Source organism: Hippea alviniae EP5-r (genome assembly GCF_000420385.1).
Lineage (GTDB): Bacteria > Campylobacterota_A > Desulfurellia > Desulfurellales > Hippeaceae > Hippea > Hippea alviniae.
Genome location: NZ_ATUV01000001.1, coordinates 852,528 through 869,693 on the forward strand (window position 1 = coordinate 852,528; position 17,166 = coordinate 869,693).

Here is a 17,166-nt window from a genome sequence, read left to right on the forward strand (position 1 = left end):
CATTCTGTATGGCTTCGATATTTAATGAACTAAAAGACATTTTTATTAAAGATAAAACATTTATAGATTCTCAGGGAAACCTTCTAAAAAATAAAATAGTAGAATCTGCTCTTAAATTAGATGAAAACTTAATAAAACTTCTTTTACAAAATGATAGAATAAAAAAACACTTCTTTAAAGATATAAATGGAGTAGGAGTAATAGTTTTTGATAAAGAAAAGTTTATGAAATTTATAGATAATAAAGAGTTTTTGCCTGATTCATATACTGCATTTAAAAACAAAATTGGACTTGCCAATGAGGAAGGGAAATATCTAGCAAAGAGTAAAGAAGTTGTTTTGGTATGGCCATACAAAGATTGTGTGCTTGAAGGTGGACAAGGAAAACCTGATGAAAAAAGAAGAGAGATTTTTCACAATGTAATACTTGCTCCAGATGAGATTGACAGACTGTTGGAGCCGAAGGTTTTCACCAACTTTAAAAGAATTGATAAAGACGGAGAGCATCCGCTTGATGAATTTAAAAGAGATGCTGAGATAAACAGAAAAAGAGGATTGCCTGAAGATACGATAACGGATAACCTGGTTATCAAGGGAAACAATCTTTTAGTGTTGCATTCTCTTTTAAAAGAATTTAGAGGGAAAGTTAAGTTAATTTATATTGATCCGCCGTATAATACAGGAAGTGATGAGTTTCAATATAATGACAATTTTAAGCATTCTACATGGCTAACTTTTATGAAAAATAGACTGGAAGTTGCTAAAGAGTTGTTGAGGGAAGATGGTGCTATATTTGTTCAATTAGATGATAACGAACATGCATATTTAAAAGTATTGATGGATGAGATTTTTGGAAGAGAAAATTTTAGAGAAAATATCGTGGTTAAAACAAGTACGCCAAGTGGTGTAAATGCAATTAATGTAAAAAGAGGGGAAAGGTTGTTTAAACTTAAAGAATATATTCTTTTTTATTCTAAAAAACCATCTTTTAGATTTAATCCACTTTATGTAAAGAGTAAGTTTAACATTAACTATAGGTATGAAATAACAAAAGAAAATGGGAAATATATCATAAAAGATTTAATGAAAGTTTTTAAAGATATAACCAAGTTAGAAGAGTATGCCTTAAATAATTTTGAAAAAATATATTCTCTTGAAAAAAACAATAAGAAAGCAGGTGAAAAAATAAAAAAAGTGATACAAGAATCTAAAAACTTAGATGATGTTATAGAATACATAAACACAAAAGGTGAAAAGGTCTTAATTTATAAAGGTGGGGTTTTTATTCCCTTAAAAGAAAGAATTGTAAAAGAAAATGGGAAGAACTATTTTGGAACGCTTATCTCAGATTTATGGGATGATGAAATATTCCAAACAAACAGCACAGAAGGAGGCGTTAATTTACCAGGTGGGAAAAAGCCAGAAAAATTATTGAAAAGAGTTTTAGAACTTACTACTAAAGAAAATGATATAATTCTTGATTTTTTTATGGGTACTGGAACAACATGTGCTGTAGCCCACAAGATGAATAGGCAATATATAGGAATAGAACAAATAGATTACAGCAAGAATAGTGCGGTAGTTAGATTAAAGAATGTGATTAATGGTGATAAAACAGGAATTTCAAAAGATGTAAATTGGGAAGGTGGGGGCGAGTTTGTATTTATGGAACTTATGAAAAATAATGAAGCATTTATTGAAAAAATTGAGGAAGCGCAAACAGAGACGGAATTGTTAAAGATATGGATTGATATGAAGCAACACTCTTTTTTAAGTTACAAAGTTAATATTAAACTGTTTGAAAAAAATATAGAAAAATTGAAAAAATTTGATTTAGGTAAACAAAAAAGAATTCTTTTAGATTTCTTAGAATATAATGAGTTGTATGTAAATTATAGTGAGATTAATGATAGTATTTATAATATAAACAAAAAAGATAAAATGTTGAATTATAATTTTTATGAAGGGAGGGCTATCTAAATGGGTTATCAAAAGGATAGAAAATTTACAGAATATATTCACAAAAAGATAGCATTAAAAAAAATATATGAACCCTTAAATTGGGAAAAAATTAAAGTAGATAAGAAAGAAATAGAAAAGATAGACATCAATAAAGGGATAGATAGGATTTTTAAAAACTCAGAAGATAACTTGATTACAGTGCAAGAAAGATTTAGAAGCAAAGAGTATGAAAACTACAATGATTTTACTATAAGATATACAAGAGAAAAAAATATTCATCATAATAGAAGAAAGTCAGAATTTTTTAAAATAGAAGCTGATTATTTTGTATATGGAATTACAAACTGTAATAAAGATAAAATTAATTTCAATTGTAATGATTTTATTAAATTTGCAGTTATTGATATGAAGATTATAAAAGAGCTAATAGATAAAGGAATTATTATTATTGATGAAAATTCCCAAAAAAAAGAATCTTTTTTGAAGAATGGAAAATTAATAACACCAATATTAAAGAATAAAGATGATTCCTCAGAATTTATCGCTTTAAGTATTCCTGATTTAAATAAATTAGATAAAAGAGCAGTAATTTTTCAAAAAGGATTTGAATATGTATAATAATAAAACATTAAGTCAAGAATACGATGTTCTTTATAAACATGGAGTTATCAAAAAGGATATTCCAAAATATATTACCGATAATCTTAATCCTCGTTTCAAGTTAAGGCCATATCAGATTGAGGCAATAGCGAGGTTTATCTACTATATGGAAGAAGATTTCAATAGCAATAGAAATAAACCAACACAATTGCTTTTTAACATGGCAACGGGTTCTGGTAAAACCCTTTTGATGGCTGCTAATATACTTTATCTTTATAATAAAGGTTATAGGAACTTTCTTTTTTTTGTTAACAGCACCAACATAATAGAGAAAACAAGGGACAACTTTTTAAATCCCCTCTCCCCCAAATATCTATTTAGTCAGAGAATTAAATTTGAAGATAAAGAAATCAGCATAAGAGAAGTATCCAATTTTGACGAAGCTAATGAGGAAGATATAAATATAATCTTCACGACAATACAGGGACTGTATAGTCAGTTAAATCTTTTTAGGGAAAATTCCGTCACTTTTGAAGATTTTAGAGATAAGAAAATCGTTTTAATTTCAGACGAAGCCCATCATATAAACGCTTGGACAAGGAATAGATTAAACAAAACTGAAGAGGAAATGAAAAAGACTTGGGAATATACTGTTATGCGAATTTTAAATTCAAATCCTGAAAATATGATGCTTGAATACACCGCTACCATTGATTTAGATAATCCTGCTATTTACGAAAAGTATAAAGATAAGATAATTTTTGAATACGATCTCAAGCAGTTTAGAGTTGATGGTTATTCTAAAGAAGTGAAAGTCTTACAGGCAGATTTAGACAATTGGGAAAGGATGTTGCAGGCAGTTATTTTAAGCCAATATAGAAGAAAAATTGCAGAGAGAAATGGGATTAGATTAAAACCTGTAATCCTTTTCAAATCAAGAAGTATCAAAGAATCCAAAGAAAATTATGAGCTGTTCAGAGAAAGAATGGACAATCTAAGTGAAGTGGATATAGAAAATATAAAAGCCAATACTAATGAGACAGTATTGGAGAGAGTCTTTAATTATTTTAAAAACGAGGGTATAACTACGGATAATCTAATAACTGAGTTAAAAGAAGATTTCTCCGAAGAAAAATGTATTTTGCTTGATTCCGAAAATATGGATAAAAATAAGCAGATTAAACTTAATACTCTTGAGGATGAGAACAACGAAATTAGAGCTATTTTTGCAGTTAAAATGCTTGATGAAGGATGGGATGTATTGAATCTCTTTGATATAGTCAGACTTTATGATACAAGAGATGGGCGATGGATAAAAGATGGAAAATATATCCCTGGAAATACCACTCTTGCAGAAAGACAACTTATTGGGAGAGGAGCACGGTATTATCCTTTTAAAATCAATGAAGATGATGATCCTTTTAAGAGAAAATTTGATAATCAGCCAGAAAATCCTTTAAAAATTCTTGAAGAGCTTTATTACCACAGTAAACACAATCCAAGATATATACAGGAACTTACAACTGCACTTAAAGAATATGGGATTATGCCTTATGAAGAAAAAGAGATTCAATTAAAAGTAAAACCTAATATAAAGAATACTGAGTTTTGGAAAAAAGGATTTTTATTTGTAAATAAAAAAGTTAAAACTGACAGAAAAGGCATTAAGACTATTGATGATATTGAAATAGAAAGAACATACAGATACAGACTCCCAACGGGATTTTCGAGAGAAGATGTTGTTTTACAAGAAGAAAACACTAGTAGAAATTCTTTTGAAACAACTACCCGAACATTTAGCTTAGGCAATTTTGGAGACACAATCATAAGAAAGGCAATGGCAAAACTTGATTTCTATAGATTCAACAATCTTAAAAAATACTTTCCTGATTTGAATTCCTCAAAAGAATTTATTGAGTCTCTAAAGAAGATAAATGCTGATGTTATCAGTTCAAAGGAAAAATTGAATAATCTAACACCCGACGATGAGCTGAAGATCTGTTTAAGCGTATTACTACAGCTGGAAAATGAGATTATGAATGAGTATGTTGAATACAAAGGAACTGAAATTTTTGTTCCGGTAGAGATTAAGAGAATTGTAAAAGATAAACAACTCAAAATAAATGTTGGAGAGTGTGGAGATAAAGAATATGGAATACCTATGAGTAACGCGAAACATCCAGACTTACAGTTGAATCTATCCGATAAAGATTGGTATGTTTATGATGAGAATTATGGGACTTCTGAAGAGAAATCTTTTGTTAAGTTTATTGATGGTGTTATAAACGACTTAAAACAGCAATATAGCGAAGTGTATTTATTAAGAAATGCGAGCCTGTTTAAAATTTATAGATTCTCAGATGGTAAGGCTATGGAACCAGATTTTGTTTTGTTTTTAAAAAAAGAAAATTCTGAAGAAATAGAGCAGTATCAGTTATTCATAGAGGCAAAAGGAGAACATCTAATTGAAAGAGATAAATGGAAAGAAGATTTCTTAAAAGAGATTGAGAAAAAGCATAAACTTGAGGCTACTTTATTTGGAGAGAATGAAAAATATAGATTAATTGGGTTGCCATTTTATAATGATAATACAAAATTTAAGTTTATGGGTGAGTTCAGAAAAAAACTTGATTTGTAAGTGTAAGTAGAGAATAGAAAACCACACCTATTCTCTTTTGCTCTGTTTGTTTGAAAGAAGTTTACTCATTTGAATCGGAAAATATATATTTTGTGTCTTTTTTACCATTTATTTCATTAGATGAAGTAGGGGTTCCTACTTTGATGTGATATTTTATTCCATTTTTTTCGCAGAAATTTATAACTTTCTGTGAAATCTCTTTATAGAAATCCTCGTTTTCTTCGAAGTGTTTACTTTGGGTGTTATAATTTATTTTTCCGAAAACCAGTTTGTCCACGAATTTTATCTTTTCTAAAAGTTTTTCTATGTTCTTAGCACTATAATCAAGATTTGGAGTTGGGTATGGTTCTATACTAACCCAAGTTTTTAAGCCTGCTTTGTGTAATCCATATAAAGATTCAATTCGTTTTTCATAAGGAGCCGAATAAGGTTCAAATCTTACCTTAAATTCTTGATTTAAGGATACAAGTGTTATTCCATATTCGTTACTCTTCAGTAAATCAGATTTAACTATTTCTTCAATTGGGTAAAACCCTTTTGTAAGAGTAGTAACTCTGATCCCGTTTTTATTTAGCAAAGCTATTATTTGCATAGAGAGATTTTTTACTTCAGGTATAAGTTCTCCTTTTTTAAAGTCATACATGAATGGATCTGTCATAAAAGACAGATGAACAAATCTTATACTTTCTTTATATTTCTTTATCTCCTTTTCTAAGAGATCTAAAGCATTTTCAGCGATTCTTGGCTTTCTCCAGTCTTCATAACTTTTAACCCATCCAAACCTTTTAGCCATCATCATGGCATAGCAAGGAAATCGACAACCATGAGAGCAACCTATGATGTGATTTATAGTCCAATCACCGTATTCTACTTTAGTCTTGTATAATAAGTGTTTTCTTTTGATAAAATAATAATTTAACTCTTTCTCGTTTCTCACTGGGGTAATTTCCAGTATAGATTTTATATAAAATTCCTTACTATTAAATAAAGTCTTTCCTTTTATTTTCTCTTTCTGCCTAGCATATATGTCTTTCACTATTTGGACTATTTTCTTATTTTTAGAAGCAAAAAGTAGATAGTACAGATCGTCTTTTCTGTCAGGGTATTCTACATTATATCCTACGACATACAGATTCTTTTCAGAGTAAGTAGCATTGACATAACTTTTGAGTACTTTTAAATCTTCAGGTTTTTTTCTCTCGATTATTTTTATATCATTTCCTAGAAAACTCTTTAATGTATCAACTGCTTTAATTTCTCTTCTACTTATTTTCTCACCCCTTATTTTTTTAAGCTCTATGCCACTTGTTCTTCTAACACCTTCAAGAATATAGTTAAAGAGAATATCTTTGGTGTTTTTTAAATCTATTATCTTATCCATTGTCCTTCTTTTTATTTGAAGCCCAGTTGGATCTACCAAAACAAATAAAGGGTTTTCTTTCTTATTTGAAATTTCTTCTAAAACATAGTCTATTTCTTCATTACAATCGCCATTCAATATTTTACAATCTACAACATCATTTATACAAGCATTTTCCTCTAAGTAACCATTAATTTCATTTTTGAGATTTTCAAAATTTCTTTTATTCTTTTCTATGCTAAATAAATGTATCTCAATTCCCTTATCCTTTAATTTTTTTATTTGGTTTTTAATTTGCTTAAGAAAAATAACGGATGAACCTGGAACCTTTTTACCTTTATCTGTGTAAAATCCCTGACCAGCAAATAAGTCAATAACATACCATTCATTATTAATCCAATTTTGGGCTTGCCATATGGTTAGCCATACATAAAATGTACTTTTTATAAGCTCAAGTTTAGTTTTTGTAGACTTTCTGTCTGTTATATCCCACAAATCTTTGGGCACAACTACCTCCTCCGAAAATTATAGTAAATTTCGTAAAAATAGGAAACAGTTTTAATTTTATTACCTATTATTCCTTTAAGAGCCTCTCAAACAACTCCTCTTCTATAATATCCTTTTTTATCTTCTCTTTTATGTTTTTTCACTCTTTCTTTTAGTATTTCTGAACCTGTTTTAAGTAGATATTCCCCTGTTACAAGCTCTTCTATTATTCCGTTCATTTCATCTTCATTGTCCAGCATATGTCCGTATATTTCTTCCAATTTTTCTAGGTGATTTTTCAGATAAGACCTTTCGTAAGCCATATCCATCTCTATTTCGTTTAACTTTTCTTTGTAGTAATCACTCAACTTTTCGTATGGAAAACTTAAAATTTTGCCCATATACAGTCACCTCTTATCTGCTATCGTTAACTATAATTTCGCATTCGTCAATTCTTTCAGGTACGGCTATATTTTTCCCTTCTTTAGCTATTAATAGTTTATTAAAAATTTTGGCCAAATTCAAAACATCCTCAGCACAGTATTTTGCTATCTCATTGAATCTCATATTTTCGTAGTATTCTTTTACTTCTGATCCATCCATAAAAGTTTTAGCCTCAAATCCATACAGAATGGCTAAAGCTTTCAAATTAGTACGGAAAAAGTTATAGGTGTCTATCTGATATGTTGAGTACTGCTTTGTATAGTTTGCTTTCTCTTTTTCCCACTTATCTGAGTCATCCAAATATTTCCTAAGTCCTTCTTTCGCTTCCTTAGAGAGACTATCATAATGCTGTATGGCTCTCATGGTAAGTATAGGTAAATCAAACTTTAAACCGTTATGAGACACTAAGAAGGGATAGGAAAACAGCGGTTCAGCGTAAAGGTTTTCGAATTTTTTATTTATCCACTTTGTAGTATAACGTAAGAGCCCAAAAAATTCGTTTACTATATTAACAGCATTTAAAGAAAATATAGATTTAAATACAAATCTTTTCCCATTTTTGAAGATAGGGACATCTTTACTTGTAGTCAATAGATAAGACAGACATATTGGTTTATGATATACGGCAGAAGGTATATACTCATCCTCTTCATCCATATATCTTTTTATTTGATTCCTTTTTGCCGCTTTGTTGAATAGATCTTCTTCAACAATGGTTTCTATATCGAATATTATAAAGACTTTATCATCTCTATCTAGTGCATTTTGGATATCTTGCCTATCTTGCCTGTGTTCTGGTTCACTCATGTGTTTAACCCCCTTTCGTCAATATTTGCACAGTTGTTTTTACCCAGTTTTCCCAATCCTTTCTGTTGTTTCCCTGCAAAGGTTTCTTGTAATAAATATCGAATCCTCTTCTTTTGCAAAAAACCTTGAAACTTTTTCTACTTATCTCCATAAAGCTTTTGAAAAAGCGTTCTATCTCATCAGGAAATCCCAAGTATCTTTCTCCTATAAGTATGGGGGATGTTATGTAATTTTCCTGTGATTGGGATTTTTGATCAACAAATATTGCCGTCATCTTTTTCCCATCTAGCAAGTCGGCATAGAACACCCCTACTCTTCTTTTTCCTTCCTTTGGATAGTAGAGTTTGGGAATATTCTTCTTTGAAACTTTTATGAAGATCTCAGGGGTGAATTCCCTGTATTCCATTTTAATGCCGAGACTCAAAGCAACGTGATTCATCAGTTTTCTTACCGTCTCAAGATCAAATACTCTTGAATTCTTGTCTTTGGTTGGCTTTTCTTTGGCTTGCGACCTCACTCTTTTGGCTTTGCCTTCTTTTACGTGATCCTGAACGTTGCTTAATCTTTTTACCTCCTCGCCTCTCGTTATTGATGGGGCAAATACGGCCTCCTCAAAATTGTCTTTGATGATCTTCTTAACTATCTTCACTGAGCTGCCGGCTGGAGGGGATGTGAATGTAACATGGATGGTTTCAGGGTATTCCCTTGCATTTAGATATTCAGAGGTGCTGTAGACGTTGTTCGTGTTGGACTTTGTCAGCGGTTTAGGTGAGAAGATCAGTCTTTTCCCTTTTACTGAGCTTCTCGTTCTAACTTCAACAAATTCTGTCTTAAGCAGTTTTACGGTGTTTACGTATAGAATTTCCGCCACAAAGAGGGAGTTTGCAGTCACAGGGATCACCCTTGCTCTGAGTTCCCAGTCTCCAGATGTTGGAAATGGAAACTTAAAAGCGTATCTGATCTCTTTTTTCTTTTTTTCTTTGCTGTAGAATTCTTTTGCACGCTGTTTTCTGGCGACTGCATCATAATTCTCTTTTGCCTCTAGATTAGTTGAATACAGGTAGAGAGAGATTATCTCGTTGTATTGATTGGAGTATCCTGGTTTCAATTGAATGAATGGCGGGTTTTTACCATACTTTTCAACTTCACATGAAAGTTTTGTTGAAAAAAGATTGGTGGTGAACTTGTGGGACAAAAAGCAGAAAAATGTCCCTAGAACCGTTGAAGGGAAATAGTAGTTTTTGTTATCCACAGAAATTCTTACCACCCATTGTCTGTCTATTTCATCTTTATTCCTTATCTTTAAAAGCTTTTTGAAATACCTTGAAAGCTCTGGAAATTGCGATATTTTTTGAGGGTTGTTTTGTTCTCTACTTATATTAAGGAATAGTATTTTTTCTTCTCCTATTTTTTCAATTTTTACTGAGTTCTGATTATAGAGGACTCTTTGAAAAGGTAGGTAGAATTTTAGTAATTCTATCGGGATTTCTAAGATATTTATACAACCATCTTCCCTAATGAACGGGACTCTAAAGTGGTGACCAGTTTTTCTATGGTCGTTTGGTTTTATGTAGTCTAGGATCAAAGGAATGAAATAAACAGCATTGTGAGACAGTTCAGCTATGAATATCTCCGCAGGGTTCATGAAAACCTCCCGCGGAGAGTCTCATTAACTTTTGTAGAGTCGCAGTAACTTTTGTAGAGTCTCAGGAAATAATGTATTCTACATCCGCCGCCGATTAAACTTACATCACTCGAGCCTGAGTGCGGTGCTCTAAATGGCCTGGTTGTTATAATTGGGTTATCGTTATTCAAAAACCCACAAACGCTGTATATTTTTGTCGTTGTTAGAATCTCATCTTCGCTCATCTCTGGAAGAATTGTCGGAATTCTTTTAGCTATCATGCTCTTTCCCACACCCGGTGTGCCTATCATTAAGACATTGTGAAAACCAGCTGCTGCAATAGTAATAGCCCTTTTTACTTTGAATTGACCTTTAACATCTGCAAAATCCAAATCGTAATCACCTTTAGCTTTTACAAGCTCAATATTTAAACTGCTCTTGTTTTTCTTTACCTTACCAAGCAAAAATCCTAACACTTCTGAAAATGTATCAAATCCGTAAGTCTCAACACCACTTAAAGCTGCTTCCTTCTCATTCTCTTTGCTTACAATAAGTTTCAATCCCTTCTCTTTTGCTAAAACGCCCATAGGAAAAATACCTTTAACAGGCCTTAGAATGCCGTTTAGAGATAACTCAGCAGCAAACAAGAATCCTTCGGTATCTATCTTTAAATTCTCAGATATGCTTGCAAGCCCTAACGCTATAGGTAAATCCACAGCCGAAGTCTCCTTTTTTAAATCAGCTGGTGCAAGGTTTATCGTTATCTTTTTTGGCGGCAGTTCTATACCACTGTTCTTTAGCACATGTATAGCCCTATCCTTACTCTCTTTGGCTGCTCCTGATGCAAGCCCTATTATGTTAAGAGATGGTAAACCCTTAGCCGCATCTATCTCAATTGATATAGGTATGGCATCTATGCCTTCTATTACTGCACTTTTTAAACTTATGAACATTATTTAACTTCTATCTTAACTTCGGGTGAAGGTTCACTCTCCTGACCATACTTATCAACACTTTTTACATAATAATAGTAAGTCGTGTTAGGCGAGACGGTGTTGTCTGTGTAGTAGGTATTCGTTGTCTCTGCTATCTTTTGGGTAAAGATAAGAAAATGTCTTCTAAACACTTCATACTTAACCGTATCATTTGAACCTTTATCCCAATTAAGAACAACAGATTTACCAACCTGTTTTACAGATATACCCGTTGGTGGCAAAGGTAATGGTTTTGTCATAAAGCCATAAATTTTTGATGGCTTACTTTCAAGACCATCTTTATCAACACTCGTTATGTAATAGTAATACTTTTTGCCTGGTTTTAGCCCAGAATCAACAAAAGACAAATCCTTAGATGGAACTTCTCCCACCATAGAGAATGTATCATAATTGTCGGTTGTGCTTCTATAGATGCGATACTTTACAACATCGGCCGTTGGACTTGGCCACCAGAAAATCTTCAGTTTTCCAGCACCGGCTATTGTAGCTGTTAAATTTGAAGGTGGCAATGGCTTAAACTTTGTTGTTGCTTTTGCTATTGCAAGAAGTTCACCCTCAACACCTTTATAATTAACGCTTGCCACAGAGTAATAATAAGTTTTTCCATCCTTTAAGCCCTTATCAATATAAAGTGTGTTAACATAACCATTTACCCTTCCTATCTTCTTGTAAGGCCCATCTTTCTTAGTGCTTCTGTAGATATTGTATGCTACAACTGTATTATCCTTGGGCGGCTGCCATCTTATTGCAACCATTCTCGGCAAACCGCTTGTTGCCTGAATCTGAGTCGGAGACTTAGGAGGAGGAAGCGTAGTAGCCGCAACAATTCTTGATGAAGGACCTATACCCTTATCCGAATAAACAACGATTTTGTAAAAGTATGTGGTGTTGTCTTCAAGGTGCTTTAAAAATCCACCGTCATCAACATAGTTTGTCTTTAGTCTCCCATCTATCTTGGCTATTCTCTCAAACGGACCTGTCTCTGATGGTGCCCTGTAAATTAGGTATCCTTTAACCCTTGAGTCCATAACAGGCTGCCAGCTTAGACCAACGCTCCTTATACCACTTTTTGCTGTTATACCTTTAACAACAGGCAAATCCGTTATAACCGTAGGCTGCCTATTTAATGTAGCACAACTTGTTAGCAATAAAACCGAAACCATCAACAGAAACAATCTTTTCATGATTTACCCCCACCTATTACTTTTTTCATATCTTCGGGCAGTTTAGAGTAAAAACTCATAATCCTTTCATCAAAAGGGTGCTTAAACTTCAACATAAACGCATGCAAAGCCTGTCTATCTATCAATCTACTTCTTTTGCCATAAACTGCATCACCCAAAAGCGGACAACCAATAGCTTTCATATGCACCCTTATCTGATGAGTTCTGCCTGTTTCTAATTTAAACATAACAACATCCATATTTTCAAGTTTTTTCAAAACCTTATAATGCGTTATAGCTGGTTTGCCATTTTCAGATACACTAAAAATCTTTCTATTCGTTCTATGTCTTGCTATTGCCTTCTCTATTTTTCCTGAAGCAGCTTTCATATTACACGCCGTTATGCCGATATACCTTCTATCTATGGAGTGAACAAAAAACTGATTGGCAAGATGAAAATGAGCCTTGTCGTTTTTTGCAAGAACGATGATGCCGCTTGTATCTTTATCAATTCTATGAACCACGCCAGGTCTTAAAGGTGCACCAATATTGGAGAGTTTTATATCCCTAAAGAGCAGAGCTGAAACAACACTAATCTTCTCTTCTGCTGCACCTGGATGCACAACAATACCTGCAGGCTTATCAACCACAACTATCCACTCATCTTCGTAAATTATCCTTATCGGTGCATCTTCGGGAGTTATCTTTAACTCTTTTGGTGGTGGAATTGTGATTTTTAAGCAGTCGTCTTTTTTGAGTTTATAGCTCTTTTCTGGAGTCTTATCACATACCCTAATCAACCCTTCTTTTATATACTGCTGAATCTGGTTTCTCGGTATGTCAAGGATTTCTGAGATAACCTTATCTATCCTTTTGCCTATGTATATATCTTCAATTGAATGGATTTCGATATCACTGGATTGCATCTTCATAAAGCTGCTGAATTGTGGGTTGGTTGTTTTGTAAATCTTCTGGATTCTCAGGTGGTCTTGAGAGCATCTGAATAATTTGCGGAGTTATACCCTTTGGTATTGGGAAAGTTTCGACTGGTTTATCACTCAAAGCAGCAGACATAAACTTTATCCAGATAGGTAGTGCTGCCCTTGCACCGGTTGCACCCTTAAATATCATTCTGTTATCGTCATAACCTACCCACACACCACAGACCAATGAAGGAGAATAGCCTATAAACCATGCATCTCTGTAATTGCTCGTCGTTCCTGTTTTACCTGCAAGTGGTCTTTTTATTACCCTTGCAGCCCTGCCCGTTCCATACAGAATAACATTCTTAAGCATGCCCGTTAAGATATAGCCATCTGTTGTATCAAACACCCGTTTGAGTATAGGTTTTGCCTGATAAATCACATGTCCATACTTGTCCACTATTTTCGTTATAAAAATGGGTTTGGGCAGTAGTCCATAGTTGTCAAAGGCAGCGTATGCCCTAACCATCTCAATAGGCTTAACACTTAGCGAACCAAGAGCTATTGATAGGTTGTAAGGTATCTTCTCTTTTATGCCAAGCTGATGAGCCATTCTTATGACATTTCCTATGCCAACAGCATTTAAAAGGTTTATCGTTGCAACATTTACAGAATGGACAAGTGCATACATAAGTGTAACTGTTCCATGAAACACCCTTTCATAATTCTGTGGGCGCCACTCCTTCCCGTCAAATCTAAACACAATAGGCCTGTCTGCTATTGTATCATCCGGCAGATAACCTTCCGTCAAAGCGGTTAGATAGATGATGGGCTTAAAAGAGCTGCCGGGTTGTCTTTCTGCTTGAAGAGCTCTGTTAAACTGGCTTTTTGAATAGTCGAATCCACCAATAAGTGCCTTTACAAAACCTGTTTTTGGGTCCATTGCAACAAGCGCAGCCTGCAATCCATCGTATTTTTTCTTAAGCGACAATATGCCGCTTTTTACAGCTATGAATGCGAAGCGCTGAAGTTTGGTATCAAGTGTTGTGTAAACCTTTAAACCACTCTTGTAAACTATCTCTTCTCCATATCTCTTTATAAGCCATGTTCTTATGTAATCGGTGAAATATGGAGCAATAATCAATCCAAATAGATTGGCTGATGGTTTCTGCAAAACTATTTTTGCATTCATTGCTTTCTTATACTGAGCCAAGCTTATAAAGTGATTCTCATACATCCTTCTTAAAACATAGATTGTTCTCTTTCTCGCTCTTTGTGGATGTTTGTATGGGTTGTAATAGCTTGGAGCTGCGACAAGTCCTGCAAGAAGTGCGCTTTGAGCTATTGTTAAGTCCTTTGCATGTGTGTTGAAGTATGTTCTTGCTGCTGCTTCAACGCCCCATGCTCCATCACCGAAATAGACTGTATTCAGATAGAGCTCTAATATCTTATCCTTTGACAACTCTTTTTCTAATCTGTATGCTAAGATTATCTCTTTTACTTTTCTTTTTATTGTTCTTGCAGGTGTTAGATAGATATTTTTTACAAGCTGTTGTGTTATTGTGCTGCCACCTTGAATAATCTTGCCCTGCATTATATCGACAACTAACGCCCTTACTATGCCAACGATATCTATTGCTCCATGCTCGTAAAATCTGGCATCTTCAGCAGCCAAAATAGCATATCTCATCCAGGGTGATATTTGGCTGAGTTTGACGGGAATTCTGTTTTGCAGACCAAATCTTGCTATCAGTTTTCCGTCTGATGAGTAAACCTTTGTTGGAAGTGGTAGCATTTTTACCGAGACTATTTTGTTAAAATCACCACGAACACTAATATAAACAGATGCAAGATATATACCTGCGGCTATAAAACCTATAACGACAACAGTCGAAATCGTGTATAGAAGAAACTTTAAAAAAGCCTTCAAAATTCTTTTCACTGCTTAAGCCTTATTTTGTAAGATAAGAACAGATCTGTGTTAAACCAAGCCATTTTATCCTTCTTTTTTAGGATAATTTTCAAATAGTACTGAATACCAGTAAGACTGCCCTTTTGAGCTTGAATAATCGCCTTTGCGACATAGGAGTTAAAGAAGTTTGCACCCTTAAGAATTGATTTTGTAAAGAAGTTGTCGGCTATGTCTGGATAACCACTTAGAAGGTATGCAACACCAAGCTTGTAATAATCTTCGGCAGAGTAAACCTTTATGTTATACATGGACTCATACGCTTTTTGCGGTTCGTTATCAAGCAGATATATTGTTGCCATTGTCCTTCTTAAGAAGTCGTTTTTATATTCGTTATATAAATAGTTGCAGATAGTCTCCAAACTTGAAGCATCCCAGTAAATATGCATGCTCTCTTCAAATGGTTTTTGAATGGATAGATAATCTGTATCCTGATTTAATGCTGCCCTAAACAGTAAAAACACCTTCTTTTCGTAATCGTTTAGCTTTTTTATCCTGTCCATGTTGAAATTTACTTTATCGATTATGTAATCGGCAAATATGCTCAAATCCTTTAGTTTTTCTTGAGACTCTTCATCTAACGACTTAACCCTTTGACCAAAAGAGTTCAGATATTTCATAGCATCCATATGCTTTCCATTTACCTGCTTTACAACAAACATACCCAAATACGGCAGTGGAAAGAGTGGATATGTTGAGATGAGCCGTTGGAAATACTCACTTGCTCCATCAACATCGTGGTTTTTTAGGCTCATTACCCCGGCATCGTATATCAGAATTGGGTTTGAAGGAACCCTGCTTAAAGCAAGCTTGTAATATTGAAGGGACTTCTTATAGTCGCCTTCTAAAAAGAACTTTGAAGCATATTGAGAAAGCAGAACGGCTTCAGAAAATTTGGCAGCTTTCATAAACTCATCAGCCGCCTTTTGTGGCAGGCCAAGGCTCTGATAAACAGCTCCAAGCTGGAGATTTGGCGTTGCTTTATCTGGCAGTATGCTAACAGGCTGAAGATACATGTTTAGAATCTCTGCTGCCATAACAAAGTTGAGATTCTGCCTTATTGAATAACTTTCAACCGTAAGTGGTGAGCTAACTTCTGGGATTATCTTGAAGTGTTCAAAGCAAGCCTTGTAAAACTTATCGTTTAAGTTTAAAAATTTTTCTGCTGCTTCAAACTTATTATCCCTTAGCAACAGAAAGAAGGCAAGATAATTCTTGCATGGTATTTTAGAGATGTCCATATAATACATCTTCGGCACTTTCTTTAATGCTTCTTTGTATTGGTTATTTTGCGTCTCTATAAGTGAAAGGTTGTAATAGACACTTCCCATCGGATACAGACTTATCGCCTTTTTTAAATACTTTAAGGCACCTTTAACATTTCCCTGTTTTAAATAGTAATCACCAGCTAAAGATAGAAGCAGTGGAGAGTTTGGATATTCGGCTAAAAGTTTGAATACTTCATCTGTCTTATTGTCAACAACATAGTCGTAATATGTCTGCATAAGTTGTATATCTTTAAAGTCCAATTTTCTTCTTTTTAGCTCATCTATCATGTTTTGTGCACTTTTATAATCCTTCAAAGCCATGTAAATCCTAAAAAGATTAACATAACCGTTTATGTAATTTGGATTGTTGTGAATGGCAAGCAGAAGATAATCTTTTGTCTTATCAAACAGATACTCTTTGGCCTTTTCAACATCGCCCATTTTTAGATAGATATATGCTATGCCGTAATATGAGACATACAAATCGACAGTTGCCTGTTTAAGCTGCTGTATAGCTTCTTTGTATTTGCCTTTCTCCTGCAGTCTCATTGCATTTATGAAATGAACATCGACTATCGGATTGTAAGCTTTTGGAAGTTCTATCTTTTTCTTTTTTGGCTTCTTTTTTACTATCTCTTTTTTTGGTGGTGGTTTGGGTTTAGGTTGTGGACTCTTTTTGTGAAAAACGAAAAAAAGCAGGAGAGCAACAACCAAAACAGCTGCTGCTATCCCGCCTATTAAGAGCGTTTTTTTGCTCTTTTTGGGTTTCTCTTCTAACTGTTTTTCTTCTTTCTCTTCTTCGGCTTCTACACCTTCTTCTGTCTCTTCGGGCTGGGTCTCTTCTATCTCTTCCTGCTGCTCTTCTTCATCTTCTATTACTATGACTTCTTCATCATCTTGTTTTAGGTCTTTCTCTTCTTCTGCCATA

Annotated in this window: 12 protein-coding genes; 3 read left to right on the forward strand and 9 right to left on the reverse strand. The window is 33.8% G+C overall.

All coding sequences use genetic code 11. From position 1 onward, the window contains the following. Window positions 1–8 precede the first annotated feature (8 nt). Genes G415_RS0104535 through G415_RS0104545 form a run of 3 tightly spaced genes read left to right on the forward strand, consistent with a single transcriptional unit; the run spans window position 9 to window position 5,199 of the window. The gene (locus G415_RS0104535) at window positions 9–1,979 is read left to right on the forward strand and encodes a DNA methyltransferase (protein ID WP_022670412.1); all 1,971 of its coding nucleotides are present in this window, start codon (window positions 9–11) and stop codon (window positions 1,977–1,979) included. Then, on the forward strand, window positions 1,980–2,579 hold the full coding sequence (locus tag G415_RS0104540; RefSeq protein WP_022670414.1) for a hypothetical protein: 600 nt from the start codon (window positions 1,980–1,982) through the stop codon (window positions 2,577–2,579). Continuing rightward, complete coding sequence (locus G415_RS0104545) at window positions 2,572–5,199, forward strand: DEAD/DEAH box helicase family protein (protein ID WP_022670415.1); 2,628 nt, start codon at window positions 2,572–2,574, stop codon at window positions 5,197–5,199. Before G415_RS0104540 ends, G415_RS0104545 begins: the two co-directional genes overlap by 8 nt. A 61-nt stretch (window positions 5,200–5,260) precedes the next feature. Here G415_RS0104545 and tcmP read toward each other — a convergent pair whose 3' ends face one another. The 9 genes from tcmP to G415_RS0104590 form a co-directional block, all read right to left on the reverse strand. Beyond that, window positions 5,261–7,066 (reverse strand): three-Cys-motif partner protein TcmP, encoded by a 1,806-nt coding sequence (tcmP, locus tag G415_RS10945; protein WP_022670416.1) that lies wholly within the window; start codon window positions 7,064–7,066, stop codon window positions 5,261–5,263. 86 nt (window positions 7,067–7,152) lie between these two features. Then, window positions 7,153–7,446: a hypothetical protein gene (locus tag G415_RS0104555; protein WP_022670417.1), complete on the reverse strand. Its 294-nt coding sequence runs from the start codon at window positions 7,444–7,446 to the stop codon at window positions 7,153–7,155. A 13-nt stretch (window positions 7,447–7,459) separates the two neighbouring features. Then, a complete protein-coding gene (locus G415_RS0104560; RefSeq protein WP_022670418.1) occupies window positions 7,460–8,296 on the reverse strand; it encodes a 3'-5' exonuclease family protein in 837 nt (278 codons plus the stop codon). Window positions 8,297–8,300: 4 nt separating this feature from the next. After that, window positions 8,301–9,941 carry a hypothetical protein gene (locus tag G415_RS0104565; protein ID WP_022670419.1) on the reverse strand — a complete coding sequence of 547 codons (1,641 nt, stop codon included), beginning with the start codon at window positions 9,939–9,941 and terminating at the stop codon, window positions 8,301–8,303. Next, the gene (locus tag G415_RS09860) at window positions 9,938–10,873 is read right to left on the reverse strand and encodes a magnesium chelatase domain-containing protein (protein ID WP_022670421.1); all 936 of its coding nucleotides are present in this window, start codon (window positions 10,871–10,873) and stop codon (window positions 9,938–9,940) included. Before G415_RS09860 ends, G415_RS0104565 begins: the two co-directional genes overlap by 4 nt. Then, window positions 10,873–12,099, reverse strand: a complete 1,227-nt coding sequence (locus tag G415_RS0104575; protein WP_022670422.1) for a fibronectin type III domain-containing protein — start codon at window positions 12,097–12,099, stop codon at window positions 10,873–10,875. Before G415_RS0104575 ends, G415_RS09860 begins: the two co-directional genes overlap by 1 nt. Continuing rightward, entirely contained in the window at window positions 12,096–13,010 is a 915-nt protein-coding gene (locus G415_RS0104580; RefSeq protein WP_022670423.1) for an RluA family pseudouridine synthase, read from the reverse strand. The genes G415_RS0104575 and G415_RS0104580 overlap by 4 nt, the downstream gene beginning before the upstream one ends. Continuing rightward, window positions 12,991–14,943 carry a penicillin-binding protein 1A gene (locus G415_RS09865; protein WP_022670425.1) on the reverse strand — a complete coding sequence of 651 codons (1,953 nt, stop codon included), beginning with the start codon at window positions 14,941–14,943 and terminating at the stop codon, window positions 12,991–12,993. The genes G415_RS0104580 and G415_RS09865 overlap by 20 nt, the downstream gene beginning before the upstream one ends. Beyond that, complete coding sequence (locus tag G415_RS0104590; protein WP_022670426.1) at window positions 14,940–17,165, reverse strand: tetratricopeptide repeat protein; 2,226 nt, start codon at window positions 17,163–17,165, stop codon at window positions 14,940–14,942. Before G415_RS0104590 ends, G415_RS09865 begins: the two co-directional genes overlap by 4 nt. Between the last annotated feature and the right edge of the window lies 1 nt (window position 17,166).

What these genes read in the sequence shown, in the direction of transcription:
- G415_RS0104535 (WP_022670412.1), top strand. Translation starts at nt 9, where the DNA reads ATGGCTTCGATATTTAATGAACTAAAAGACATTTTTATTAAAGATAAA.
- G415_RS0104540 (WP_022670414.1), top strand. Translation starts at nt 1,980, where the DNA reads ATGGGTTATCAAAAGGATAGAAAATTTACAGAATATATTCACAAAAAG.
- G415_RS0104545 (WP_022670415.1), top strand. Translation starts at nt 2,572, where the DNA reads ATGTATAATAATAAAACATTAAGTCAAGAATACGATGTTCTTTATAAA.
- G415_RS0104555 (WP_022670417.1), bottom strand. Translation starts at nt 7,446, where the DNA reads ATGGGCAAAATTTTAAGTTTTCCATACGAAAAGTTGAGTGATTACTAC.
- G415_RS0104560 (WP_022670418.1), bottom strand. Translation starts at nt 8,296, where the DNA reads ATGAGTGAACCAGAACACAGGCAAGATAGGCAAGATATCCAAAATGCA.
- G415_RS0104565 (WP_022670419.1), bottom strand. Translation starts at nt 9,941, where the DNA reads ATGAACCCTGCGGAGATATTCATAGCTGAACTGTCTCACAATGCTGTT.
- G415_RS09860 (WP_022670421.1), bottom strand. Translation starts at nt 10,873, where the DNA reads ATGTTCATAAGTTTAAAAAGTGCAGTAATAGAAGGCATAGATGCCATA.
- G415_RS0104575 (WP_022670422.1), bottom strand. Translation starts at nt 12,099, where the DNA reads ATGAAAAGATTGTTTCTGTTGATGGTTTCGGTTTTATTGCTAACAAGT.
- G415_RS0104580 (WP_022670423.1), bottom strand. Translation starts at nt 13,010, where the DNA reads ATGAAGATGCAATCCAGTGATATCGAAATCCATTCAATTGAAGATATA.
- G415_RS0104590 (WP_022670426.1), bottom strand. Translation starts at nt 17,165, where the DNA reads ATGGCAGAAGAAGAGAAAGACCTAAAACAAGATGATGAAGAAGTCATA.